Raw genomic sequence first — 23,228 nt, 5'->3', positions numbered from 1 at the left:
CATGTCGAGTTCCCCGCTGATTCAAACCCTCGCCGAGCGTCTTCGCCATGCCGAGGCCACGCGCACGCCCATCGCGCCGGTTCGCGGCGAGATCGCCCCCGACGACATGGCGAGCGCCTATGCCGTGCAGCAGTGCAACGTCGATGCGCGCGTCGCCAGAGGCGAGCGCATCGTCGGCCGCAAGATCGGCCTGACGTCGCTCGCGGTACAGCGGCAACTCGGCGTGGATCAGCCGGACTTTGGCGCGCTGTTTGCGGGTATGGCTTACGGTGACGCGCAACCGATGCCGCTCGCGAGCCTCATTCAACCCAAGGTCGAGGCCGAGATCGCGCTTGTGATCGAACGCGATCTCACGTGGGAGAAGCACACGTTCGCCGACGTCCTGCGCGCCACCGCCTACGCGGTCGCCGCCGTGGAAGTCGTCGACAGTCGCATCGAGCAATGGAATATCCGTTTCGTCGACACCGTGGCCGACAACGCGTCGAGCGCGATGTTCGTGCTGGGCAGCCGGCCTGTCTCGCTCGCCGACCTCGACCTGACAGCCTGCGAGATGACGCTGTCGCGTAATGGCGAGGTGCTCTCGCGCGGCAACGGTGCGGCGTGCCTTGGCAACCCGCTCAATGCTGCGGTCTGGCTCGCCGATCGCATGGCGCAACTCGGCACGCCACTGCGCGCGGGCGACGTGGTGCTGACCGGCGCGCTCGGCGCGATGGTGCCTGTGACCGGGGCAGGCACGTTCGTGACGGAAATCCACGGCCTGGGCAGCGTACGCGCCACGTTCGCATGAGAACGCCCGAGGACGCCTGGACGAGCATCGAGAGGTAGCAAGCGCGATTCCCGAGATATCACATGACCGCCGACAAGAGCGGACTTTCCTGAAACCGGAGACAAAGCAATGCAAGCATCATCACCGCAAGGCGCGGCGCCCACGAAGGGTAGCCTCGCGACCATCGGACTGTGTCTGGCCATCGCCCTGCTCGAGGGCCTGGACCTGCAATCGGCCGGCGTGGCGGCACCGCGCATCGCCAAGGAGTTTGCGCTGTCGGTGGCGCAGATGGGGTGGGCGTTCAGCGCCGGGGCGATCGGCCTGCTGCCGGGTGCGGCGCTCGGCGGGCGCCTTGCCGACCGCTGGGGACGCAAACGGGTGCTGATGCTGTCGGTCACGCTGTTCGGCATCTTCTCGCTCGTCACGGCACACGTCTGGAACTTCGAATCGCTGCTCGCGGCGCGCTTTCTGACCGGTCTCGGCATGGGGGCGGCCATGCCCAACCTGATTGCGCTGTGTGCCGAGGCCGCGCCGGACGGCCAGCGAAACACGGCCGTTGGCGCCATGTATTGCGGCATGCCGTTCGGTGCGGCTTTGGCGGCCGTCATCGGCATCGTCAGTCCGGGCGACGAGGGATGGCGCCACGTGTTCTACGTCGGTGGTTTCGGTCCGTTGCTGATGGTGCCGTTGCTGGGACTTTGTCTGCGTGAGTCCGCGCAGTTCGTTGCTTCGCGTGCCAGACGTGGTTCCGGCACAGCCGCGGCGAACGCCGTGCCGGACGCGACACCGAGCATCACGCATGCGCTTTGGCAGGAAGGGCGCGCTCGTACGACGATTGCATTGTGGGTGAGTTACCTCGGCACACTCATCGTCCTGTACTTCCTGATGAACTGGTTGCCGTCGATGGTCGTGGCCAACGGACTGTCCCGCGCGCAGGCTGGCATGGCCATCATGATGTTCAACATCGGGGGCGGCATCGGCGCGATCGGCATTGCCAGAGTGATGGATCGCTGTTCGCCGCGCCTGACCGTGATCGGCATGTATCTCGGCATTGCGTTGTCGCTGGCCGGATTGTCGGCGGCCAACGGCGCCCTGACGATGGCCTGCGGCGCGTTCTTCTGTGGATTGTTCCTGGTTGGGGGGCAATCGGTGCTGTACTCGATGGCCGGTCAGGCATATGCGACGGAGGTGCGTGGCACGGGCGTGGGCGCGGCCGTGGCCGTCGGGCGTCTCGGTTCGATCCTGGGGCCGCTGATCGCCGGCCAGTTGTTCGCGCTGGGACAGAGTGCGTCGATGCTGGTGTCGTCGAGCATTCCGCTGATCGTGATCGCGGCGATTGCCGCGCTCAGCGTGGTGAGCACGTTCGCGCCGCGCGTTGTCGCCGGGATGGCTCAGTCAGGGCGCTGACCCGGCAGCACCGAGCATCGTCGAATGCCCGGAAGTTTCTTGAGCAGGCGGCGCGTTTCGATGCGAAATGCGCCGCCATCAACAATTGAGTATTCGTAGAGGGAGTCATCATGACGACAACGCAACCGGTTGGCGCGACGCTCACGGAAGCGTCCACGAGCCGTTTCGTGACGATCCGCGACGCGGACACGGAATTTCGCATTCATTACAACGACGCCGGCCATGGCGCCGAGACGGTCGTGATGCTGCACGGCTCCGGGCCGGGCGCGACGGGCTGGGCCAACTTCAGCCGCAACGTCGAGCCGCTGGTCGAGGCCGGTTACCGCGTGCTGCTGGTGGATTGCCCCGGATGGGGAAAAAGCGATCCGGTGGTGAACACCGGATCGCGGTCCGAACTGAACGCACGTGTGCTCAGGGCGGTGCTCGACGCGCTCGACATCGAGCGCGTGCACATCATCGGCAATTCGATGGGCGGACACAGCACGGTGGCCTTCGCGCTGGCGAATCCCGCGCGAATCGGCAAACTGATCCTGATGGGCGGCGGCACCGGCGGTCCGAGCCAGTTCGTGGCCATGCCGACGGAAGGCATCAAGCTGCTCAACGGTCTGTACAAGGCGCCGACGCTCGAGAACCTGAAGCGCATGATGAACGTGTTCGTCTTCGACGCGAGCTCGATCACCGATGCGCTGATGCAAGCCCGGCTCGACAACATGCTCGCGAATCGCGAACACCTCGAGAACTTCGTGAAGAGCCTGGCCGCGAATCCGAAGCAGTTCACCGACTACGGTGCACGGCTGGGCGAGGTCGCGGCGCCGACGCTGATCGTCTGGGGACGGGAAGACCGGTTCGTGCCGATGGACGTCGGCCTGCGCCTGCTGGCCGGCTTGCCGAACGCCCAACTGCACGTGTTCAATCGCTGCGGACACTGGGTGCAGTGGGAACACGCGGACGCATTCAATCGCATGGTCATCGACTTCCTGGCGCACTGATGGAAAGGCGCCCGGCGGATTCCGCGGCACGGAGGCGGCGGGCGTCCTGTCGAAGCCCCCAGAACCACGTCACCAACAGGCATGGGATCATGGAGACGATCGAATAGGCGACACCGGCGAGTTGATTCCCTGTGAGATTGACAAGCGTCAGACTGATGAGCGGAAGAAACCCGCCGAACATCACGTTCCCCAACTGCTGCGACAGCCCGAATCCGGTGGTTCGGCTTTGCGGCGGGAACGACTCGGCGATGAAGGCGGGCAGCGGCGCCATGATCATTGCCGTGAGCAGCGCGAGGATCGTAATTAGCGCTGTTACGTACGTCCACTGAGCCGTCAGTACATTCGCGCGGATACCGGTGAAACATGGGTAGGCCGCCGCGCACCAAAGCACGATGCCGATCAGAATCACTCTGGCGCGGCCGATCGCGTCGGACAGCCGCCCGAACAGCGGGTAAGTCGGCGCGGCGATCACGATGGCGATGCCGAGACAAAGACTCGCCCTCACGGTCTCGACTTTCAGGACGTTCTCCAGAAAATAGAGCATGTAGACAATCGATGTGTAGAGCGAGACGGACGTGGAGCCCTGAGCGCCGAACATCGTCACGAAAATCGCTTTCCACGACGTTCTGCTCTTGATCGTATCCTTCAGCGGCGATGCGGAGAGCAACCCTGCGTCCTTGAGTTCGGAGAAAATCGGCGTCTCCGTCATGCCGAGCCGAACCCAGGTGGCGACGACAACGATCGGTGCGGAGAGCAGGAACGGAACGCGCCAGCCCCATGAAAGGAAACTCTCCGGATCCAGAACCCATTTGAGACCGGCGACGATCAGCAACGCGATCAGCAAGCCGACGCTTGCCGTGCTTTGAAGCACGCTCGTCGCCATTCCCTTGCGCCCCGGTGCCGAATGCTCCATCACATAGACGACCGCGGATCCGTACTCTCCGCCGAGCGCGACACCCTGAATGATCCGAAGCAAGAGCAGCGCGACCGGCGCCGCACTACCTATGACGGCGTAGGTGGGCAGACATCCGATACCCACGGTCGCCACGCCCATGATCAACAACGTAATGACGAAGGTTCTCTTTCGCCCGATACGGTCGGACATTGGACTGAAAATCAGCGTGCCTACTGGCCGCGCGACGTAGGCGATGCCGAACGTCGCCACCCCGGCCAGCGCGGCAACCACCCGATCCGCCGATGGCAGGAAAAGTCCCGTGAGCGTCGAGGTCAGGGCGACGTAGACAAAGAAATCGTAGTACTCGAGCAAAGTGCCGACGCTTGCGCTGGCGATGATGCGAAACATGCTGGGGCGGGCATGCGCCGCCCGTTGATCGACGAGCATGGGTGTCTCCATGTATGGGTTGTCGGGCCGTTGCGTCGTTGATCGGATCGATCGCGACGTCGGCTCTGTTCTGCCTGCTGTCAGTGCCGCTTTGCAGCAGCCCGCTTCTCGAGAAAGGTCGTCACCGCCGCCTTATGCTCACTTCCGCAAAGCAGGATGGCCTGCATGCCGGCAGCCATTTCCAGTGCGGCAGCGAGGGAAGCGGTCGCCGACTGGCGCACCAGACTTTTCGCCATGCGCGCGGCTTTCGGTGGATGCGCAGCAATCTTCCGGGCCAGGGCCAATGCCTCGGCATCGAGGCGATCGTCCGGTACGACCTTCGACACAATGCCCAGGCGACGAGCCTCCGACGCATCGACAAACTCGCTCGTCAGCGTCATCTCAAGCGCTTTGGCTGGTCCCACGACACGATTGAGAAACCACGCGCCTCCGATGCCGGAAACCAGACCGAGCCGCAGAAAACTCTCCGCAAAAACGGCCCGCTCGCCAGCGATGCGGATATCGCACATCAATGCAATATCGAAGCCGGCACCGATCGCCGCACCATTGACGGCGCACACGGACGGGACCTCCATGTCACTGAGTGCTCGCGTAATGCGATGCAAACACCCGAGCAAGCGCTCGCGCACTGCTTCTACGCCGCCGTCCATGAGATCACGCCCGCTCTGCATGTCCTTCACGTTGCCGCCGGTGCAAAAGTGCTCGCCCGACGAGCGCAGCAGCACACAACGGACATCTGGCATGCGCCCAATCCCTTCGAGCGTGTCCGAGAGCGCACCGGACATCTCGACGGTCAGCGCATTCCCGTTCTCCGGGATATTCAACGTTATCGTCAAGACCCCCGAATCCAATGACGTCAGAATCAGCGACCCGCCCTCCTTAACTTGCGTTGGCATGAACTGCGCCTCCCTTCGAAGATTGATGAATGGCGCCGTCATCGAGCAGTTTGGCAATCTCTTCCTGACTGACGCCATAACTCGCGAGCACGTCCCTTGTGTGCTCGCCGTTGAGCGGCGCGGCCCTGTCCTCGTAGTCAGGCGCCCCTTCCGCGGCACTCAATGCAAATCGATTCGTCCGGATGCGCCCCGCGACCGGATGCGCCATCGTCGCCGCCAGCCCGCTTTCGGCATACTCCCGGGACTCGATGACATCGCTGTACGTCGCGACCGGAGCGCAAATGATGTCGCGCGCACTGAGCCGCCGCATCCACTCGGCTGTGGACCGCTCAGCGAATATCGCGGAGAGCCGTTCGTGGAGCGCGTTGCGGTTTTGCACCCGCGCGTCGTTGTCGAAAAACCGCGGATCCGCCTCAAGCTCGGGGACAGCCAATTCGTCGCACAATGCGCGCCAACGCGCCGGGTGATAGGCGACGACGACCATCCATCCGTCCTGCGTCGGATAGGCTTCGTTGGGCGCCGCATAGGGTGCGGCACTGCCTACTCTGTCGGGATTTCGACCGGACGCGAAAAACGATGCGAAGCCGATCTGCTGCAGCATCACGGTTGCGTTGTAAAGGCTGACATCGAGATACTGTCCCCCTTTACCGTCACGGACACGGTGGAGCGCCGCGAGGATGGCGACCGCGGCCAGATAGCCACCCACCATGTCGGCAATCGGCACCGGAACCTTCAGGGGATCGGCGTTGGCCGATCCCAAGGTGCTCATCAGTCCGCTCACCGCCTGGATGATTCCGTCGACGCCAGGGCGGGTACGATTGGCCCCGCCCTGCCCGAACGCCGAGATGGAGCAGTAAACGAGCTGGGGGTTGATCTCGCGCACCGACGCAAAAGAGAGCCCCATGGATGCCATCACGCCCGGGCGGAAATTTTCGACAAGGACGTCCGCATGACGGAGCATCTTGCGAACCACGCGCCGACCCGCCTCGGTCTTCAGGTTGATGGCAACGCTCTGCTTATTGCGATTGACGCTCATGAATGCCGGGCTCTCGCCATTCACCCAAGGTGGCCCGATCTTGCGTCCCAGTTCCCCTTCCGGCGGCTCGATCTTGACGACGTCCGCGCCGAGATCCGCCAGGGTCATTGAACACACGGGACCCGCGAGGACGTGCGAGAAATCGAGCACTCGCACGCGACTTAGGCTGTCTCTTAACATTTTCGATTGTCCTGTCTCCTGACTTGCCGGAATGCCAAGCCATCAGGCGAGCATAGGTAGCGCGCTCGCACGCGACAATCGACTTTTTCGAACCGACGCTTTGACTTTTTGTTAAGAGGTTCGGCTACTCGGCTACTCGGCGACTAAGGTCACCAGCCAATCCCGAAAGGTTTCAAGCGCCGGCGAGGCGCGGCGCGTCTCGGGCCAGGCAAAGTAGTAGGTGTGTTCGCCGCGGTCCAGCCGAAACGAGAACGGCGCGATGAGCGTGCCATTGGCCAGCTCGGGAAGCACCAGCGCTTCCTGCGCAATCGCGACGCCGTGGCCTTCGATCGCAGCCTGATAGGCAAGCAACGACGTCTCATAGCGCATCTCACGTCGCCGCGGATTCAACGGCATGCCTGCGGCTTTGAGCCAGAGATTCCAATCCTCGGGGCGCGCAAGCGAATGCAGCAGCGTTTCGCAACGAAGCTGGCCGTCGCGGTTGATCGGGCATGACGGCGCCACCACCGGGACAAGGACGTTGCGCATCAGGCGTTGTACGTTGACCCCAGGCCAGGTGCCGTCTCCCAACTGAATGCCGGCGTCAATGGCTTCACGAGCGAAATTCAGCGGCGCAGGAGACGTCGTAAGTTGCACCTCGATGTCTGCGTGCAACCGGTGAAAATTGGCCAACCGGGGGATCAGCCACCTCACTGCGAAGGTGGCAGGCGAGCGAATCTTCAATACGGCAGCCCGACGTCCCGACGAGCGAATGCCTGTGGTCGCGTCGCGAAGCGCAGAAAATAACGGCATCAATTCGGCCAGATAGCTGGCACCCGCGGCAGTCAGTTCGAGCCGACCTTTCACCCGCTCGAACAGATCGACGCCAAGGTAATCCTCAAGCGCCCTCACCTGCCGGCTGACCGCCGCCGGTGTCACCGCCAACTCGTTCGCCGCCTTTGTAATGCTCAACAAGCGCCCAGTCGCTTCAAAAGCACGTGCAGGGTTTAGCGGGGGAAGCGACTCTCGGCGTTCCATTGGCGCGATCCAGGCATGAGGTGAATTGCCGAAATTCTCTTTCACCTCGAAGGAATGGGCAACACCTATACTCCGGCCATTTTCGCGCGCCGTTGCGAGATTCCAATAACGGGAGCGAGGTCGAAGACCTCGTCAAACCTTCGCTCACTTGCGCCCGGCGTGCAAAGTTGGGCCAACTGGCGCGACAGTCGATCGTACGCGACGTCGCGTTCGGCAACTCGCCACTCAGTGGACATCCGTCGGGTCAGCGACTTGACTTCGTCCAACGTATAGGCAAGCGCCGACGGTGCGCCGGAGTCCAGTCGCACGACGCGGCCATCGCGCAATACAACATCGATTCGGCAATGGAACGGCGCAAGCGACGTGTCCGCGACCACCTCGATTCGGCGGCTCCTGTCGTGCAACGCGGCAGGCGCATGCCCTGGCGTAAAGTCGGCCAATGTCAGCGTGTCGTTCTCGAGCACGGTTTGCAGCATGAATGCCGCGCTCATGATGGCACTGGAAGCGCTATCAAACGGCCCATGACGGTCCACCCCGGGATAACGGGCGTATGCGGGATGCAAGGCGAGCGTCATGCGTTCGACATCGCTCGCCGTAAAGCCGTCGCGGCGCTTCCCGTCGATCAGCGTCTTGACCGGTAGCTGGTTGATTGTGCAGCCTGGGAACGGCTTGAAGGTCACCGCCAGGATTTCGTCTGGCGCCTCGCCATTCCATTGCCACTGCGGAACCTCTCCAGCAAAAGCACGATAGAAGCCGTTAGGTCCCTCCAGTGCATGGGCAGCGCCGCCCATGCCATATTGCGCCAGGCGTGCCGCCACGACGCCAGCACGGCTCGCCATGCCAACCTGCAACAGCCATTCAGGCGTCCCCTCCGCCCAACATTGCATTGTGCCCCCGCTGAACTGACTCGCGATCGACAGCGCCGCCGCGCATTGCACAGCGTCGAGTCTCAGAACGCGCGCCGCACCCGCCGCCGCGGAAAATACGGCATACAACGACGTGCCACGAAAGCCACGCTCGCCGCTCTTCATGGCGGCAGAACGCGCGACGAGCGGCGCAACGTCGTAGGCACAAGCCAGCGCGGCGCAAACGTCGCCGGCGCACGCGCCGGTTTCCTCCGCCAGCGCAATGACTGCCGGAATCGCAACGCATCCAATATGTCCATTCATGGCGGCATGGGTGTCGTTCTGGCCGCGCGCGGTAATCAACGCCGCGTTGCGAAATGCCGCGTCCGCGGGCGACAGCGCCGCACCGGTTCGCCAGCATCGGGCATCGCCGGGCGCGGCATGTGTGTGCTCGAGCGCCCGGCGCACGTTATCGGCGGGGGGTGCGGCCAGCGCAACGCTGAGATTGAACAGCAGGCAAGCATGCAGCTTGTCGATCACGGCGCGGCCAAGTGCGTCGGCCGTGCGTGAAGCAATAAAGGTGGCGAGCTTTTCAACGTAAGTCGGTTGCATCGAGTGTCTCCTGTTCAATGCAGTCTACGTGCTAGCGCCTATTCAAATAAGCCGGGATTTTCAATATCATCCGATCGATCTTTCCAATCGTTTTGCGGCGCCCCACTATCCATGAGTCGACTGAACCTGACCAATCTCGAGACCGTGTGCTGCATCGCCCGCGCCGGGACGTTTTCCGCTGCGGCGGAACGACTCAATGCGTCCCAACCGACGGTGACGGGGCGAGTACGCGAGCTCGAGCAATCCCTCGGCATCCAGTTCTTCAGAAAGCGCGGACGCAACATGGAACTGACGGAAGAAGGGAGACAATTCATCGAACGTGTCGAACCGCTCGTCATCAAGCTTGAAGAGGCTGTCGCGACGCACGCCGACACGGCGTCGGCACGTGGCACGTTGCGACTCGGCATCGGCATCGTGACGATGACGTGGTTCGGCGAAGTCCTCGCGCAGCTGCGCCGCGACATGCCCCTGGTGCAATACGACATCGACACCGATCTGAGCATGAACATGCTGCACAAGCTGGAGTCCGGAAAGCTGGATCTCGCAGTGATCGCGGGGCGTATAGACCACCCGGTGCTCGCAACTTCGCGGCTCGCCCCGGAAGAGCTTCGTTGGCTGATGGGTGTGCGCACGGCTGACGAAGACAGCGCGCAGTCCGCCGACATTGCGTCTTGTATGAACGAACGACCACTGTGGTTTGTGTCACGCCCCTCCGAGTTCTTTCCGCGCTCCCTCGAGACGCTCAGGCGCCACGGCGCGTCGCTTTCGAATGTGAACACTTGCAGCAACATGATGAGCATGCTGCAAATGATCGAATGGACCGGTGGCATCGGACTGGTGGCATCGGCGCTCGCCAAACCGCTGCTCGAGGCTGCGCGGGTGAAAGATCTATCGGCCGACTTGCCGCCGGAGCATTACGATTTGACCCTTGCTTACCGTACGGACGAGCGTCAGTCCATCGTTCGACAGGTGGTGGATCGTATCGTTGAGTACGATGCGCTACATCGCAATGCGCGCCGCCCCTTGCGATAACTCGTCGACCACCCGATTTCTCAACACGCCTACACCGGATATCTCCACTTCCACCACGTCGCCGGGCGCCAGCCACCGCGGTGGCGTGCGGCGTGCGCCAATGCCCGCCGGCGTCCCCGTTGCGATCACATCGCCACCGGCCAACTGGGTGAAGGTCGATGCGTAAGCGACAAGTGACGCGATGGGGTGAATCAGATTCGACAGCGGCGCACTTTGCATCACCTCGCCATTGACTCGCGTACGAAGCACGCATCGGGTCGGGTCCGGCAGCTCATCCGCGGTGACGATCCACGGTCCAAGCGAACCGGACGCACAGAAATTCTTGCCCGCCGCAATCGACGCCTTCTGAAAATCGCGCACGCTCCCATCATTGAAGCAGCAATAACCGGCGATGTGCCGCTGCGCATCAGCGGCATCGATGTAGCGCCCGGGCTTGCCTATGATCACCGCAAGTTCACCCTCGAAATCAAGCTGCTCGGAGACACGCGGACGAATCAGCGGCTCGCCGGAGCCCACCAGAGAGTCATGGAAGCGACTGAAGAATATCGGCGCCGCCTGTGCGTGCAGCCCGATTTCCTTCACGTGTTCCGCATAGTTTCCGCCGACCGCAAGCAGTTTGCCCCGCTGCAATGGAGGCCGCCACCGGATCGTGTCGGAACGGAAAGTGGGCGCGGATTGCGAGACAGCCTGGGCGACATCGACCAGGGCGTCGGCGCGGAGCACCTCGTCGAGCGTCGCGAAACGGCCATGCGTTGCCCGTTGACCGTCGACCACGTCGAAGCCGTGCGCGTTGCGATCGACGAGTGCGCCCCACCGCGAGGCGTCGCCATGCGTGAATGAAAGGAGTTTCATGTTCGTGCACCTAGAAGCGATGACGCAAACCGACGCTCACTCCGGCTTCCGTTCGATTCGATGAGGGGGCGTTAAGCGTGATTTGCGCGATTGCATCGGGTGACGAACCGATCTCGTATGCCGCGGCAACGTAGACGTCGGTAAGCTTGGACAAGAAGTGGTCGTTGGCGATGCCAATCTGCCACCAATGCGGAGCGTTATGCGTGCTGCCGCTACGGAACTGGCCCGACGAGTACGTCAGCATCATGCCGGTGACGTTGGCGGGCGTCGCCTGATATGCAAGGTTGATTTCCGCGACGTTCAGCGCCAGGCTACCGGGACCGTTGAGCCCCGATGTGCGAGCAAGCGTCATACGGTTATCGTTCAGGAGTGTTCGGGAGAGCACGGCGCCGACACTCCAGCGATCGATCGTGTACACGGCGGCAACCATCCCCGTTTTCTGTGTGCCCACGGCCAGCGCGGCCGTCGATGGGCCGCCGGACATCTTGGCGTCCACCTGCCGAATCCATAATGGCAGCGCCGTCTGATAGTCGCCGACCGCGGCCCCTGCGGAATTGGATAAGGCGTCGGGCCGGTCGATCTGCGTGTAGCCCGCAGACAGTTCGAGTCCATGGCCTACGTAACGAACCGCCCCGCCCCATTCGCGGTTATTGGCGAAGCCGCCGCTGTCCGTAGCGGCCTGATTGCTGAAGGCGTACTGCAACCGGTACGTCACGCCGACATAGTTCGGACTTTCGTAGTCGATCGCATTGTTGAAGCGAGTGGTTCCACCGAGCAAGTCGAGATCGAGCGGATGGACCATCAGCGACGTTCCCCACCGCAGCGCGGCGGTGAGAAAGCCGCCATAAAGGGCCAGCGGCGTGTACTGCCGACCCAAGCGCAGCGTGCCGTACTGGTTGTCCGAGAGCCCCACGTACGCCTGACGTCCGAACATTCTGCCGTTCTGCAGCGTCGATCCGCTCGCGGAGTTGAAGCCGCTCTCGAGCACCCCGAGCGCACGCAGTCCGCCGCCGAGGTCTTCGATTGCTCTCACGCCCCATCTCGCGCCCGACAGCTTGCCGGAGGTCATCTCCAGGTTGCGGCTTCCGTTCTGGTTGCTGGACCAGGTCATGCCGGTGTCGATCAGTCCGTAAAGCGCTACGCTCGAGCCTGCGTAGGATGAATGCGCGCAGGTTGCCCCGAGCGCTAGCGCACAGAGGCGCAGCACCTTGTTCATCGTGTCTCCAATGGTTGTGATGCCCAAAATGGTCGACGAAGTGGTCGACGAAGTGGTCGGTTTGGGCAGGCGCACTTGGGCGCCGATATTCGAGCGTCAGTCGCGCTCGTGCAGCGTGCGTGACGGGATAAGCCAGAGAACCACCGCCACGGCAGCCATTACCACGGCGGCGACGAGGTACAAGCCTCCGGCAACGCTGCCGGTCTGCTGCTTGATGTGTCCGATCGCCATGGGCGCCAGCGAACCGGCGAGTTGACCGAGCGCACTGATCAACGCGAGCCCGCCCGCTGCCGCCGTGCCGGACAGATATGCCAGCGGAATCGTGAAGAACAGCGCCGCGATGCCGAGAAAGCCGATCGTGAGGAACGTGATGGCGACGACGGTCAGCATGAGGTCGTGCATGACGAACGACAATCCGACAAGCGACGCCGCTGCGAGTGTCCCGCACGCAGCCCAATGCCAGCGGCGTTCGAGCCGCAGATCAGAACTGCGGCAGATCAGCAGCATGGCGACCGCGCCGATCGCATAGGGAATCATCGATATCAGGCCGACATCGAAGGCGTTGGCTGCGCCGGCCTGCTTGATGATGGCCGGACTCCAGTAGGTGATGACGTTGGCGACCCACGGCACCGCGGTATAGACCAGCGCCGCAATGTAAAGGCGCGGGGATTTCAATGCCGCGCCGAAGTGATGCGACGCTGCGTCCTGACCTTTGGCGTTTCGCTCGGCTTCGAGGGCACTGACAATCAGCGTCTTTTCCGCGTCGGTCAGCCATCGGGCATCCTTAGGCCGCTCGGTCAGGAAGAAGTAAAGCAGCACCCCCGCCACGATGGAGGGAATCCCTTCGATCACGAATAGCCAACGCCACGCCGCCATTCCCCCGACATCGTTCATCGCATGCAGAATCCAGCCCGAGAGCGGGCCACCGAGAAATCCGGAAACGGGTACGGCAAGTGCAAAGATTCCGATCACTCGTGCGCGCCGCTTGGCAGGGTACCAATGCGTGAAAAACAGCAGTGCGCCGGGGAAAAAGCCTGCCTCGGCCGCGCCCAGGGCGAGACGCGCGAAGTACAGGTGCGTGGGCGTCTGCACGGCGAACGTCAGTGTGGAAACAATGCCCCACGCAATCATGATGCGCGAGAGCGTCTTGCGTGCCCCGATCCGCACCATCAACAAGTTGCTGGGCACTTCGAAAAGGACATAGCTGAAGAACAGAAGGCCGACCGCGAAGCCGTACTGTTCGTCGCTCAAACCGATGTCCTGGCGCATCTGAAGGTGTGCGAAGCTGATGTTCACGCGATCGATGAACGACAGAACGAAGCAGCCGAACAGGACCGCTGCGATGCGCAGGTCGATCTTGCGATATGCGGCGCGCTCGGCGTCGGCAAGATCGAGAGATACAGACGGGGAAGCCGTGCTCATTGATGTGTCTCCTGGCGATGCGCTTTGGCGCATTCTATATATGAGGCTCAGGCGGCTTCGACGACAGCCGTCCAGCGCAGCTCACGACGATGCTCTGTCGATTCGAAGGGCGTCGCGCGATGCATGGTGACGCTGTTGTCCCACAGAAGCAGGTCGTTCGCGTGCCAGGCGTAGCTCAGCAGGAAAGCCGGTTGGGTGGCATGCTCGAGCAATTCCTCGATCAGGGTGCGTCCCTGATCAAGCGGCCAGCCCACGATATGCGATGCGCTTGACGACAGGTAGAGCGACCGTCGGCCGCTCACGGGGTGCTGGCGGACCAATGCGTGGCGTACGGCGGGCGCCTGACGACGCTCCTCGTCGGTGAAATCCGTGAACCCGCATTTGGCGCGTTGTACGAGCACGCTGTGTTCGACTTCAAGCGATGCGAGCAGCGCCTTGCGATCGGACGGCAAGGCGTCCCATGCCGCTCGCATGTCGACATACTCGGTGGGTGGCGGCTCGGGCGGGAGCGCACGCGCGGACAGTAAGGTAATTCGAGCCGGACGCGCGAGAAACGTCAGGTCCGAGTGCCAGAGCAAATTCGAATCTCCGTAAGCAGGAGCGGTCGCGTCCTTGAGGTTGCCCTTGACGTCGATATTTCCAACGTCGTTAAGTCGCCGGTCGGCGAGTCGCCGGCGAGACGCGTCGAGAATCGACTGATGGATGGGGCCAAATCGATCGGCAAGCGCGAGTTGGGCTTCGTCATCGAGCGGCATACCTCGCACGCCTACCACGGCATACCGTGCGAGTGCGTCATTGAGCATGGCGATGGTCGCTTCGGTCCGTAGTTCTTCCGGGCGCAAGTCGTGAATGACGGCGCCGAACTCGCGCCCGGGATGACCGAGAGGTTCGATCAGCATGGGTAGTCTCCGCATCTTGTTAGTGTGGTTTGCTCACACCGTTCGTAGTCGAATCCGGTGCGACAGAGCGGAGTTTAAGAACGCTGGGCCAGAGCGAACAAGTGGGAATTTTCGATCCGCTTTTATCGGTATTTCCTATGCTTTTCCGGCGCCTGCACGCAACGGGGCGTCGCGCAATGGATCTGACTCGGATTTTGTGACCGAAGTTGTCACGGTCGGAAGTGGTGGCGGCGCGCCTGGTTGTATTCGATCGGCATTGGAATAAATTTATGAGGCGGTGGAAACCTGCTCACGTCCTGATCGAGGAGAAGACAGACGTTCGGCGCGGCGATCAAGGCTTTGATCGAGAAGTCACCGCCGTTCGGCTATCGGGCGGTCGCGTATCCGCTGGGATTCAACGAGATCACCGTGCGCGGGTGTTCCGGTTGATGGGCTAGTAGGTTCGTAAGCGGCCGATCGGCCAATCGGCTTCAAACCGAGGATCCAGGCCCTGCTGTCGGTGGCGACAACGCTAATGGATCGGTCAACGGATTTGAGTTGCGTGTGCTGAATTGAACCTTGCGAAGCCCGCTCTATCGCCCAAGTGGGGATCTATCGCCCAATCGGAGCAGGCACTACCGCGCAAAGCCTTGTGTGTCGGTGGCGGAGAGAGGGTCCGCCAATCCAAATTCCAAGAGATACCTAGAAGATCCATAGAACCCATATTTCACAAGGGATCTGGCGATGGATGGGGCAAGCGACTTCCAGAACGTTCCAGACAAATCCAACGACAATTTGATAGTCATTTTGATAGTCAACGGATAGAATCCCAGTATGGCAAACGCAATCAACAAACTTAGCGCGCTCCAGGTCAATCGACTATCGAAGCCTGGACTTTATGGCGACGGAGCAGGTCTTTACTTGCAGATCACTAAGGGAGGAGTCAAATCTTGGCTGTTCCGGTATATGAGGAACGGTCGAGCTCGTGGTATGGGTCTTGGCCCCGTCCACACAGTCAGTCTGTCAGATGCTCGCATCAAGGCACTCGACGTTCGCAGGCAGCTTCTCGCGGGAATCGATCCACTCGACGCGAAGCAACAAGATCAGGCATTGGCAAAGGTCAGTGCGGTCAAGGTGACCACGTTCGACGAATGCTCTGCGGCCTACATTGACGCTCATTCGAGCGGCTGGAAGAACGCTAAGCATGCGGATCAATGGCGCAACACGCTCGCGACCTATGCTTCGCCCCATTTCGGCTCGCTACCGATCGCGGATATTGACACCGGGCTCGTCATGAAGGTGCTCGAACCAATTTGGACTTCAAAGACCGAAACAGCGTCGCGCCTGCGTGGCCGGATCGAATCTGTGCTCGACTGGGCCACCGCACGTGGACACCGTACTGGAGAAAATCCTGCGAGATGGAAAGGGCACTTGGACCACTTGCTTCCCAAACGATCCAAGGTCCAGGCAGTAGTTCATCACGCGGCCCTTCCCTATGTCGACGCACCGAAATTCATGGTGCAACTACGGGCCACCAACACGATGGCAGCGAAAGCGCTGGAGCTGCTGATATTGACGGCTACGCGCACTAGCGAAGTCATCGAAGCTCGCTGGGACGAGTTCGATCTTGGGGCGGGAGTCTGGAGAATCCCCGCGGAACGCATGAAGGCAGGAAAGGAACACCGCATACCTTTGTCGCCGGCCGCCAAGGTTTTGCTAGAACACATGCAGTCAATTAAGCAGAACGAGTTCGTTTTTCCCGGCCAGCGCAAAGATAAACCGCTATCCAACATGGCGCTCCTTCAGTTGCTGAAGCGCATGGGCCGATCAGATCTGACGGCCCACGGATTCCGATCCACGTTTCGTGATTGGGTCGGTGAAACGACGCATTACCCGCGAGAAGTGGCCGAGGCTGCGCTCGCCCACTTGCTGAAAGATAAAGCCGAGGCAGCATATGCGCGCGGTGATCTACTCGAAAAACGCGCAGCGATGATGACCGACTGGTCGACGCACCTTGCTTCACCGTGACGTCGTTAATCAGTTGTCCTGCTCGTCGCTGGGCCGGCTAAATGACGGCAATCCATCAGACAGCGGCCATTTCTGCGCGGTAGACGGGTGATCCCCTGCTCTTTCGTCGGCGAGGCAGTAAGGAAACGCGCGAACCGCCCCAGGGCAGGCCAAAAGAGCCGCGAGCGGCCACAGACTCAAAGCGCGCCGTATAGCGTAGCGCACTTTGTCCAGTTGGCGGGAGGCCGCCTGCCACAGGTGTCCGAGCGTCCGAAAATGGCCTAGTGACCGTGCAGGGATCGGGCTGGCCCCAACGCGCCATATCATCCCCACTCGATTGTCAACCCAGCGGCTAGAGCCGCGTGGGCATGGCGTGTCGGCCCGACCACGCGTTGTCGATACCGCCAGCAATACCGAAAATCTCGCTCGGCACTTAGGGACTCACTTCAGACCACACCAGAAAATCCCCCCCCCGCTATGTTTCAAAGATCGCGGGAATTAGTGCCTCAGAACAATTTGCTAGCACAATACCGGCTCTGATACCGTCAGGCCGTTTTCAGTGCGGTCCTGGATACCGTATAAGCGCAGGACTCGACGACAATATTAACGCGAGCAAACTGACCCGTGAGCACCACCAACCGACCGCCCATTTGGCAACTCATCCACGAAGCCGTGGCTCCATTGGGCCGCGAGACAAGCAACGTGGAGATTAAGCAACTCCTGCTGCGCGCGTACCCGGACCTCAACGAAGCAACCATCGCCTGCCAGATAGCCATCTGCACAGTCAACCGGGTCGGTCGGGTTAACTACCCGGAAAACAAAAAGCCTCGTCTGGCGAACGGTCCGTACGACTTCCTCTTTGCCACCGGCCGCGGTCGCGTCGTGTGGTACGACGCGGACAAGCACGGCTTGTGGTCGATCGAGCAGACGTCGGACGGCCTAGCTGTGCGCCGCCTGGACGACGCCATCGAGGAGGCGGTAGCCATGCCCGACATTGACGGCGCGGAACCGGTAGACGATGGGTTCGGCGGCGGTGCGTTCGCGCTCGAAAGCCACCTGCGGGACTACTTAGCGCGCAACCCTCCCAACATCACGTCGCACGGCCCCCTCAGCCTGTTCGTCGACGCGGACGGTCGGGATGGCGTGGAGTACCAGACCGACTGCGGGCCCGCGGATGTCATCTTCCGGGACCGCGAGGGCAATTTCGTGGTGTTTGAGCTGAAACTTGGCCGAGGGCCGGACGCCGCCCTCGGCCAAGTGCAACGCTACATGGGATGGATCGAGCACCACTTGGCCAACGGCAAGAACGTGTCCGGTGTGATCGTGGCGAACTTGATCAGCGACAAGCTCAAATACGCAGGTAAGGTCGCCCCGCGGGTTCAGCTCATGGAATACCGCCTGAGCGTCGAGCTGACGCCAGTCGCTCTGACCGTGCCCGCGCCGGGAGGTCGAACATGATCGCGTGGTTGTCGCCGGCCTGGACCGCAGTGGTGTCGTTCGTCGGGGGCCTCAACGAAGGCGAGTTGCGGTTGTTGGCTGGCGCCGTGTCGGTGGTGACGGTACTCATCTCGGTCTTCGCGATCACCCGCCCATTGCGCTATCAGAAGAACGCGGCGCTCCTCGACCAAGCCGTCCGCGCGCTCGAACGCGCGTACAGCGCCCTGACCGTTGACGGCGCCCAGACGGAGCCGGTCCCGGCGGACCGGTTGAACTGGCTGACCGCCGCCCGAAATTTGGAAACGTACAAGGCGCTGAAAAACGAGATCGTGGTCAAGGTCCACCGCCGGATCGCCGACGATCACGAGGAACATTGGCGCCACCTGTTCTACCTTGCGCTCCAAGGTAACGCGTACCACCAGCCAACCTACTACCGCGAACCGATCGCAGCACCCCGGGCTCAGCGCACCGGCGGGATTGAACCGCATTCCGCCGTCATCGTCCACGCGTTCGCGAAGTGGCCGGACGGTCGCCCAGACCCGGTGGAACATGCGGACTTTGATCGGATTTTCGAAGAGACGGACCCGCGCCCAGGCAATGTGGGACTGAGATTGTTCCTAGACGACACCGAGAACCGAGTTACCCGCCGCTTCTGCAACCTCCCGGACCCATACCCTAAGGGGGCATGGTGGAGGCGCTGCTTTCGAACGCTTCGTCTACACAAACGCCTATGACCTTCGCTTAAGCCGCCGACGGTGCTGCCCACCTGCGCTCAGCGCTCCCACACGGGTTTGTTTGCGGTATTGGTGATCAACCATGCAGTGCCACCGCCGCTTCGTGGATCTTGGCAGTGACCTCCTTGATGTCGGCGACCCGCACGATCTCAACGTTGGTCTTGACGGTGCGGGAATCCGACTAGCATAGTGCTCGGACTGTTCAGATCGCATGACAAGAGACGCGTCTCGGAAAACGGGGCAAGGCTTTGCGCGGTGACGGTACAATCTCCGCTACCGCACAGAAAACCATCCGGGGGGGACAAGAAAGTGACGCTATTCCAGGAGTGGTGTGCATGCGAGGTCGAACAGGATGGCCGCAAACGCCTGTTGAAATTTACTGAGCGGGACGGTGGAAGAGCTGAAGTTGTCGCTCGATTGCCGGGAGTGATGCGCTCTCACTACGACGAAACAGCACGGATCGCAGAAGACATTGAAGCTCTGGGTTACGCCGGGGCTGCCGCCATTCTCGCGGAGCGGATGCCGCGCTCGGCGCGTGCACGCTCGGGGGAGCTTGGCGAAATCCTTGCGACGGAGCTGGTCGAAGAACAGTTGGGTTTCGAGGTGCCTGTGAGACGGCTTCGCTATAAAGATGGTCGCGAAATGGCCCTGCGCGGGGACGACTTCATAGGAATCAGGACCGACGCTGGCGAAGAACTGCACTTGCTTAAGGGGGAAGCCAAAAGTCGGGCCAACCTCACCGCAGCTACCATTGCCGAAGCGAGAGCCGCATTATCGCGCGACGACGGGCGGCCAACAGCTACGTCACTGCTGTTCATCGCCGACCGTCTCATGGATCGGGAGGGAGCACCCGCCACGCTCGGCAGGAAGATCCGGGACGAAGTCGCGCTACGATCGGTTCCGGCGACCCGTGTCAACCACGCGCTATTTACGATGTCCGGGAACGGGCCGCCGCGGGCACTCACAACAGATCTCGGCGCCGCGAGTCTGGACAGAAATCATGTTGTAGTTCACCTGCACATAGCGGATCACCAGGAATTCATTCGAACTGCATACGAAGGAGCGCTCGTCCTTGGAGACAATTGACGAACTCACTGCGTTTCTCATACAAGTCACGGCAGACGGCGCGCGTGGACGCCTCCAGGCAAGGGGTGAGGCCCGGGCGCTGATCCGCCGGGACGGATTGCTCGCCGAAGACGCACCGGCATTCGGTGACTCGATCGATAGCGACCTGGCGGAATACGCCTTCTCCCTTATGCGCGCGTCCTTGGCACTCCGCGAAGCCAATGGTGCCCCGGACCTCTGGCGTCACGGATTTACGCGGGCGGGCAATGCCTTCGAAGCGCTCGTGCAAAACGGCTCCCCGGATGATCCGGCACGGGGGCTATACCGCATTGCCGGCGCAGCAGCTTTCCATCTCGGCAGTTATTCCGCACTGGCCCTCTCCCTTCTCGCGCAACCCTCCGGCACCCGCAATACGTCACCCGCCGAAGACGCTGTCGCACTGCTCATTCTCCGGGATCTTAATACGCTGCGCACACGCGCGCGCGACTGGTTGCTCGACCCCGGTCACAATGATGAACGGATCACTGAACTGGTACGCGCGAACGAACTCGAGGTCGACGATGTCATTCAGATTGTCCTGTCTTCGACCGTGTTCCGCGCTCTGGCTTTCTTTGAATTTGGCCTCCAGACTGGAGTATCAACACTGATCGACGAGGCAAGATCGCTGTTGGAGCGCGCTACCGCGCTGGCAAAAAGAGCCAACGCCGTGACGATGTGGTGGATCGCGCGCATCTCGCTTAATCTGATCGACGACCTGTGGCAAAGCAGCCTTCACGTCACTCTCCCGCGCATCGGCCCACCTGGCGTAGAGAACTATGAAGCGCTTCGAAAACTCTTCATCGGCGAACTCTTCTCTAGACGCGTTGCCGAAATTGAGCTATGGCCGTCGCAAACCGAGGCGGCTCGTCGTGCCGCGGATACCGCGGACGATCTTGTGGTCGCCTTGCCGACAAGCGCCGGTAAAACGAGAATCGCGGAAATTGCATCCCTCATGGCACTGACTTCAGGTGCCCGTGTGCTCATTGTCACCCCCCTTCGCGCTCTATCGGCCCAGACCGAACGATCCTTCCGGAAAACCTTTTCTAGCCTTGGCTTTTCCGTGTCATCACTTTATGGCGCAAGCGGCGCCGCGCTTGGCGATGAGGACGCGCTGCGGTCAAGGAACATCGTAATTGCGACTCCAGAAAAGCTGGATTTCGCGCTCCGCAATGACCGCACAATCATTGACGATATTGGACTCGTTGTGCTCGATGAAGGCCATCTGATCGGTCCCAACGAACGGGAGATACGCTACGAAAACCTGGTGCAACGGCTGCTTCGTCGGCCAGACAGCAACCGTCGTCGCATCGTTTGCCTCTCGGCAATACTACCCGAAGGCGACCAGCTCAACGACCTTACCGCATGGATACGCAATGATTCTCCCGGCGCCCCGATCCAGTCCGGTTGGCGTCCGACGCGGCAACGTTTCGGGACGTTGGCGTGGCTGGGGCGCTCAGCTCGACTAGGCTTCGACCTGGAAGCCGATGGCCCTTTCATTCGCCACTTCATTGAACAAGAACCCGGACGCGGTCGCCGCAGGGTGCCGTTTCCACGCGACACCAAAGAATTGACGCTGGCCGCCGCCTGGAAATTCTCTACACAAGGCAAGCGTACCCTTGTTTTTTGTACCCAGCGGGACCACGTCGAGGGATACGCCGAGGCGATCGTCGATCTGCACAGGCGTGGCTACCTCGTGCCCCTCATTGAAGATGCCAATCTGGTTGCGCAGGCGATGGCGGTCGGCAGGGAGTGGCTGGGACAGAATCATCCGGCCGTTCACTGTCTTGGGCTCGGCGTCGCCATTCATCACGGCCGACTTCCTGGACCGTTTCTTCGCCAGGTCGAGGCACTACTCTCAGCCAATGTTCTTCGGGTCACCATCGCTTCCCCCACACTGGCGCAGGGGTTAAATCTTAATGCAGCTGTCCTGCTGATCCCTAACCTCTACAGGGCTGGCGTTCCGCTCTTAGGCGAGGAGTTTGCGAACGTCGCGGGTCGGGCAGGACGCGCATTCGTCGATCTTGAAGGTCTCGTACTGCATGTGATGTATGAACCGCTGCCATGGAGAATTCGTGCGTGGCGAACGCTCGTGAACTCCGCTAGAGCTAGATCACTTACCAGCGGTATCGTGATCATCGTCGCGCAGGTGCTCGAGCGTCTCAGGCGCGCCAACGTATTCGCGCGTGCCGACGCAATGGAATACCTAACCAACGCTCAAGACGCATGGTTTCCGAACGATGAGCCAAACGATACCGAACCGATCGAGAATCTGATCGAAAAGCTCGATGCGACCGTCCTCGGGCTGGTCGAGGCGCTAGACGCAGACATTGCCGATCTTCCTCGTCTCATTGATGAAGCGCTTGTAGGATCTCTTTGGTCCCGTCAGATCGCCCGACTGGCCCAGCATTCGCACAATGATCAACGATGGATACTGCAGGCCCGCGCGCGGCTCATCTGGAACCGGTCAACCTTCGTCCAGCGAAAAGCAATATTCGCGATGGGTGTGAGCCTGGAATCCGGCTTAGCCATCGATGCGATCGGTAATGAACTTACGGCGACGCTCGATCAGGCGGATATCGCGGCCCTGCGGGAAGACCCCGACGCGCTCAGCGCGGCACTCATCGCAATCGGGCGGCATCTATTCGCGATACGCCCGTTTGTTCCGGACGATCCTCTACCTGCCAACTGGGAGGCACTGCTCAGATCCTGGGTTCAAGGCACCGAGGTTTCCGAGATCGGTCTGGAGAACATGCGCATCATCGAGGATGCGTTTATCTACCGGCTCGTCTGGGCGATGGAGGCCATCCGCATGCGGCGACGCGCCTACGGTGGCGATTCGGAAGTCCTTGAGGGAGGCGCTGCGGCAACACTGGAAACAGGCGTACCGTCCGCGATGATGGCAATGCTTATTCGTAACGGTCTGCCATCACGCGTAGCCGCCATAACGGCGGTCCACGCGACAAACCCGACGTTCACAGGCAACGCTGAAATGAATCGCTGGCTATCGAGCCCGCAGATCACAGCGCTCTCAAGCCAGCCTGCATGGCCGACACCGGAGACATCAGCGATCTGGAACAAGTTTCGCAATGACGCTTTGGTCACGGCCAGTCACAAGTGGAACACGCAGGAATGGCCTTTGAGAGGTCCAGTGCCCGACTTCGCCGATCCGAGGTTCCCTGGCCGCATTCATCTTGACCCGGCGACTGGCGCAGTATCGGTCATGACACCGGACTACCGGCTCGTCACCGAAATCCGGCAGAGGCTGGAGCACGTGCAGCCATCACTGATGGAAGTGACGTTCGCTGGGGACCGCCAGGAATCCCGGATATTCCGGCAAGGACGCGGCCTGGCCGCATGGCGAGAGCCTCAATAGACCTCCTCGCGAAACGGCCTCACCCCGGCGCCTCCTGTCAATTCGCGACGCGGATAGACACAAGGCACTGAGCAATGGCATGG

Annotated in this window: 18 protein-coding genes; 9 read left to right on the top strand and 9 right to left on the bottom strand. The window is 61.5% G+C overall.

Annotation, left to right across the window (positions count from 1 at the left end; translation table 11 throughout):
- The first annotated feature begins 1 nt into the window (after window position 1).
- From mhpD to W930_RS0118470, 3 genes are all read left to right on the top strand, one after another.
- On the top strand, window positions 2-787 hold the full coding sequence (mhpD, locus tag W930_RS0118480; RefSeq protein ID WP_023873213.1) for a 2-keto-4-pentenoate hydratase: 786 nt from the start codon (window positions 2-4) through the stop codon (window positions 785-787).
- A gap of 108 nt (window positions 788-895) precedes the next feature.
- Complete coding sequence (mhpT, locus tag W930_RS0118475; RefSeq protein WP_023873212.1) at window positions 896-2,173, top strand: 3-(3-hydroxy-phenyl)propionate transporter MhpT; 1,278 nt, start codon at window positions 896-898, stop codon at window positions 2,171-2,173.
- Window positions 2,174-2,283: 110 nt separating this feature from the next.
- A complete protein-coding gene (locus tag W930_RS0118470) occupies window positions 2,284-3,162 on the top strand; it encodes an alpha/beta fold hydrolase (protein WP_023873211.1) in 879 nt (292 codons plus the stop codon).
- Here the strand turns inward: W930_RS0118470 and W930_RS0118465 are convergent.
- The 5 genes from W930_RS0118465 to W930_RS28070 all read right to left on the bottom strand — a co-directional run bounded on the left by W930_RS0118465 (window position 3,140) and on the right by W930_RS28070 (window position 9,090).
- Window positions 3,140-4,504: an MFS transporter gene (locus W930_RS0118465; protein ID WP_023873210.1), complete on the bottom strand. Its 1,365-nt coding sequence runs from the start codon at window positions 4,502-4,504 to the stop codon at window positions 3,140-3,142. The two genes, W930_RS0118470 and W930_RS0118465, sit on opposite strands and share 23 nt — an antisense overlap.
- Window positions 4,505-4,584: 80 nt before the next feature.
- Complete coding sequence (locus W930_RS0118460; RefSeq protein ID WP_023873209.1) at window positions 4,585-5,400, bottom strand: enoyl-CoA hydratase-related protein; 816 nt, start codon at window positions 5,398-5,400, stop codon at window positions 4,585-4,587.
- A complete protein-coding gene (locus tag W930_RS28075) occupies window positions 5,384-6,616 on the bottom strand; it encodes a CaiB/BaiF CoA-transferase family protein (RefSeq protein ID WP_023873208.1) in 1,233 nt (410 codons plus the stop codon). Before W930_RS28075 ends, W930_RS0118460 begins: the two co-directional genes overlap by 17 nt.
- 132 nt (window positions 6,617-6,748) lie before the next feature.
- Window positions 6,749-7,633 (bottom strand): LysR substrate-binding domain-containing protein, encoded by an 885-nt coding sequence (locus tag W930_RS0118450; RefSeq protein ID WP_028731230.1) that lies wholly within the window; start codon window positions 7,631-7,633, stop codon window positions 6,749-6,751.
- A gap of 65 nt (window positions 7,634-7,698) precedes the next feature.
- Window positions 7,699-9,090, bottom strand: a complete 1,392-nt coding sequence (locus W930_RS28070; protein ID WP_051610666.1) for an MmgE/PrpD family protein — start codon at window positions 9,088-9,090, stop codon at window positions 7,699-7,701.
- Between the two features lie 111 nt (window positions 9,091-9,201).
- Here W930_RS28070 and W930_RS0118440 point away from each other — a divergent pair, with 111 nt between their 5' ends.
- Window positions 9,202-10,122: a LysR family transcriptional regulator gene (locus tag W930_RS0118440; RefSeq protein WP_028731229.1), complete on the top strand. Its 921-nt coding sequence runs from the start codon at window positions 9,202-9,204 to the stop codon at window positions 10,120-10,122.
- Here W930_RS0118440 and W930_RS0118435 read toward each other — a convergent pair.
- The 4 genes from W930_RS0118435 to W930_RS28065 form a co-directional block, all read right to left on the bottom strand.
- A complete protein-coding gene (locus tag W930_RS0118435; RefSeq protein ID WP_160117968.1) occupies window positions 10,090-10,896 on the bottom strand; it encodes a fumarylacetoacetate hydrolase family protein in 807 nt (268 codons plus the stop codon). The genes W930_RS0118440 and W930_RS0118435 overlap by 33 nt on opposite strands.
- Before the next feature lie 88 nt (window positions 10,897-10,984).
- Window positions 10,985-12,190 (bottom strand): porin, encoded by a 1,206-nt coding sequence (locus W930_RS0118430; protein WP_025249775.1) that lies wholly within the window; start codon window positions 12,188-12,190, stop codon window positions 10,985-10,987.
- Window positions 12,191-12,286: 96 nt separating this feature from the next.
- Entirely contained in the window at window positions 12,287-13,612 is a 1,326-nt protein-coding gene (locus tag W930_RS0118425; RefSeq protein WP_028731227.1) for an MFS transporter, read from the bottom strand.
- A 47-nt stretch (window positions 13,613-13,659) separates the two neighbouring features.
- Complete coding sequence (locus tag W930_RS28065; protein WP_025249777.1) at window positions 13,660-14,511, bottom strand: TauD/TfdA family dioxygenase; 852 nt, start codon at window positions 14,509-14,511, stop codon at window positions 13,660-13,662.
- Between the two features lie 813 nt (window positions 14,512-15,324).
- On the opposite strand from W930_RS28065, the gene W930_RS28060 reads away from it, so the two are divergent.
- The 5 genes from W930_RS28060 to W930_RS28055 all read left to right on the top strand — a co-directional run bounded on the left by W930_RS28060 (window position 15,325) and on the right by W930_RS28055 (window position 23,145).
- Window positions 15,325-16,518: a site-specific integrase gene (locus W930_RS28060; RefSeq protein ID WP_036656118.1), complete on the top strand. Its 1,194-nt coding sequence runs from the start codon at window positions 15,325-15,327 to the stop codon at window positions 16,516-16,518.
- 603 nt (window positions 16,519-17,121) lie between these two features.
- The gene (locus W930_RS0118405) at window positions 17,122-17,955 is read left to right on the top strand and encodes an endonuclease NucS domain-containing protein (RefSeq protein ID WP_235195559.1); all 834 of its coding nucleotides are present in this window, start codon (window positions 17,122-17,124) and stop codon (window positions 17,953-17,955) included.
- The gene (locus W930_RS0118400) at window positions 17,952-18,668 is read left to right on the top strand and encodes a hypothetical protein (protein ID WP_028731225.1); all 717 of its coding nucleotides are present in this window, start codon (window positions 17,952-17,954) and stop codon (window positions 18,666-18,668) included. The genes W930_RS0118405 and W930_RS0118400 overlap by 4 nt, the downstream gene beginning before the upstream one ends.
- 309 nt (window positions 18,669-18,977) lie before the next feature.
- Window positions 18,978-19,754: a Hachiman antiphage defense system protein HamA gene (locus tag W930_RS0118395; protein ID WP_028731224.1), complete on the top strand. Its 777-nt coding sequence runs from the start codon at window positions 18,978-18,980 to the stop codon at window positions 19,752-19,754.
- Window positions 19,755-19,851: 97 nt separating this feature from the next.
- The gene (locus W930_RS28055) at window positions 19,852-23,145 is read left to right on the top strand and encodes a DEAD/DEAH box helicase (RefSeq protein WP_152552664.1); all 3,294 of its coding nucleotides are present in this window, start codon (window positions 19,852-19,854) and stop codon (window positions 23,143-23,145) included.
- Window positions 23,146-23,228 lie beyond the last annotated feature (83 nt).

This window comes from Pandoraea sp. E26 (assembly GCF_000681415.1).
Taxonomy (GTDB): Bacteria; Pseudomonadota; Gammaproteobacteria; order Burkholderiales; family Burkholderiaceae; genus Pandoraea; species Pandoraea pnomenusa.
Note: the sequence above shows the minus strand (reverse complement) of the source record. Positions and strands in the feature narration are given on the sequence as shown.

Coding starts and splice junctions, on each gene's coding strand:
- mhpD (WP_023873213.1), top strand. CDS start 2: ATGTCGAGTTCCCCGCTGATTCAAACCCTCGCCGAGCGTCTTCGCCAT.
- mhpT (WP_023873212.1), top strand. CDS start 896: ATGCAAGCATCATCACCGCAAGGCGCGGCGCCCACGAAGGGTAGCCTC.
- W930_RS0118470 (WP_023873211.1), top strand. CDS start 2,284: ATGACGACAACGCAACCGGTTGGCGCGACGCTCACGGAAGCGTCCACG.
- W930_RS0118465 (WP_023873210.1), bottom strand. CDS start 4,504: ATGCTCGTCGATCAACGGGCGGCGCATGCCCGCCCCAGCATGTTTCGC.
- W930_RS0118460 (WP_023873209.1), bottom strand. CDS start 5,400: ATGCCAACGCAAGTTAAGGAGGGCGGGTCGCTGATTCTGACGTCATTG.
- W930_RS28075 (WP_023873208.1), bottom strand. CDS start 6,616: ATGTTAAGAGACAGCCTAAGTCGCGTGCGAGTGCTCGATTTCTCGCAC.
- W930_RS0118450 (WP_028731230.1), bottom strand. CDS start 7,633: ATGGAACGCCGAGAGTCGCTTCCCCCGCTAAACCCTGCACGTGCTTTT.
- W930_RS28070 (WP_051610666.1), bottom strand. CDS start 9,090: ATGCAACCGACTTACGTTGAAAAGCTCGCCACCTTTATTGCTTCACGC.
- W930_RS0118440 (WP_028731229.1), top strand. CDS start 9,202: ATGAGTCGACTGAACCTGACCAATCTCGAGACCGTGTGCTGCATCGCC.
- W930_RS0118430 (WP_025249775.1), bottom strand. CDS start 12,190: ATGAACAAGGTGCTGCGCCTCTGTGCGCTAGCGCTCGGGGCAACCTGC.
- W930_RS0118425 (WP_028731227.1), bottom strand. CDS start 13,612: ATGAGCACGGCTTCCCCGTCTGTATCTCTCGATCTTGCCGACGCCGAG.
- W930_RS28065 (WP_025249777.1), bottom strand. CDS start 14,511: ATGCTGATCGAACCTCTCGGTCATCCCGGGCGCGAGTTCGGCGCCGTC.
- W930_RS28060 (WP_036656118.1), top strand. CDS start 15,325: ATGGCAAACGCAATCAACAAACTTAGCGCGCTCCAGGTCAATCGACTA.
- W930_RS0118400 (WP_028731225.1), top strand. CDS start 17,952: ATGATCGCGTGGTTGTCGCCGGCCTGGACCGCAGTGGTGTCGTTCGTC.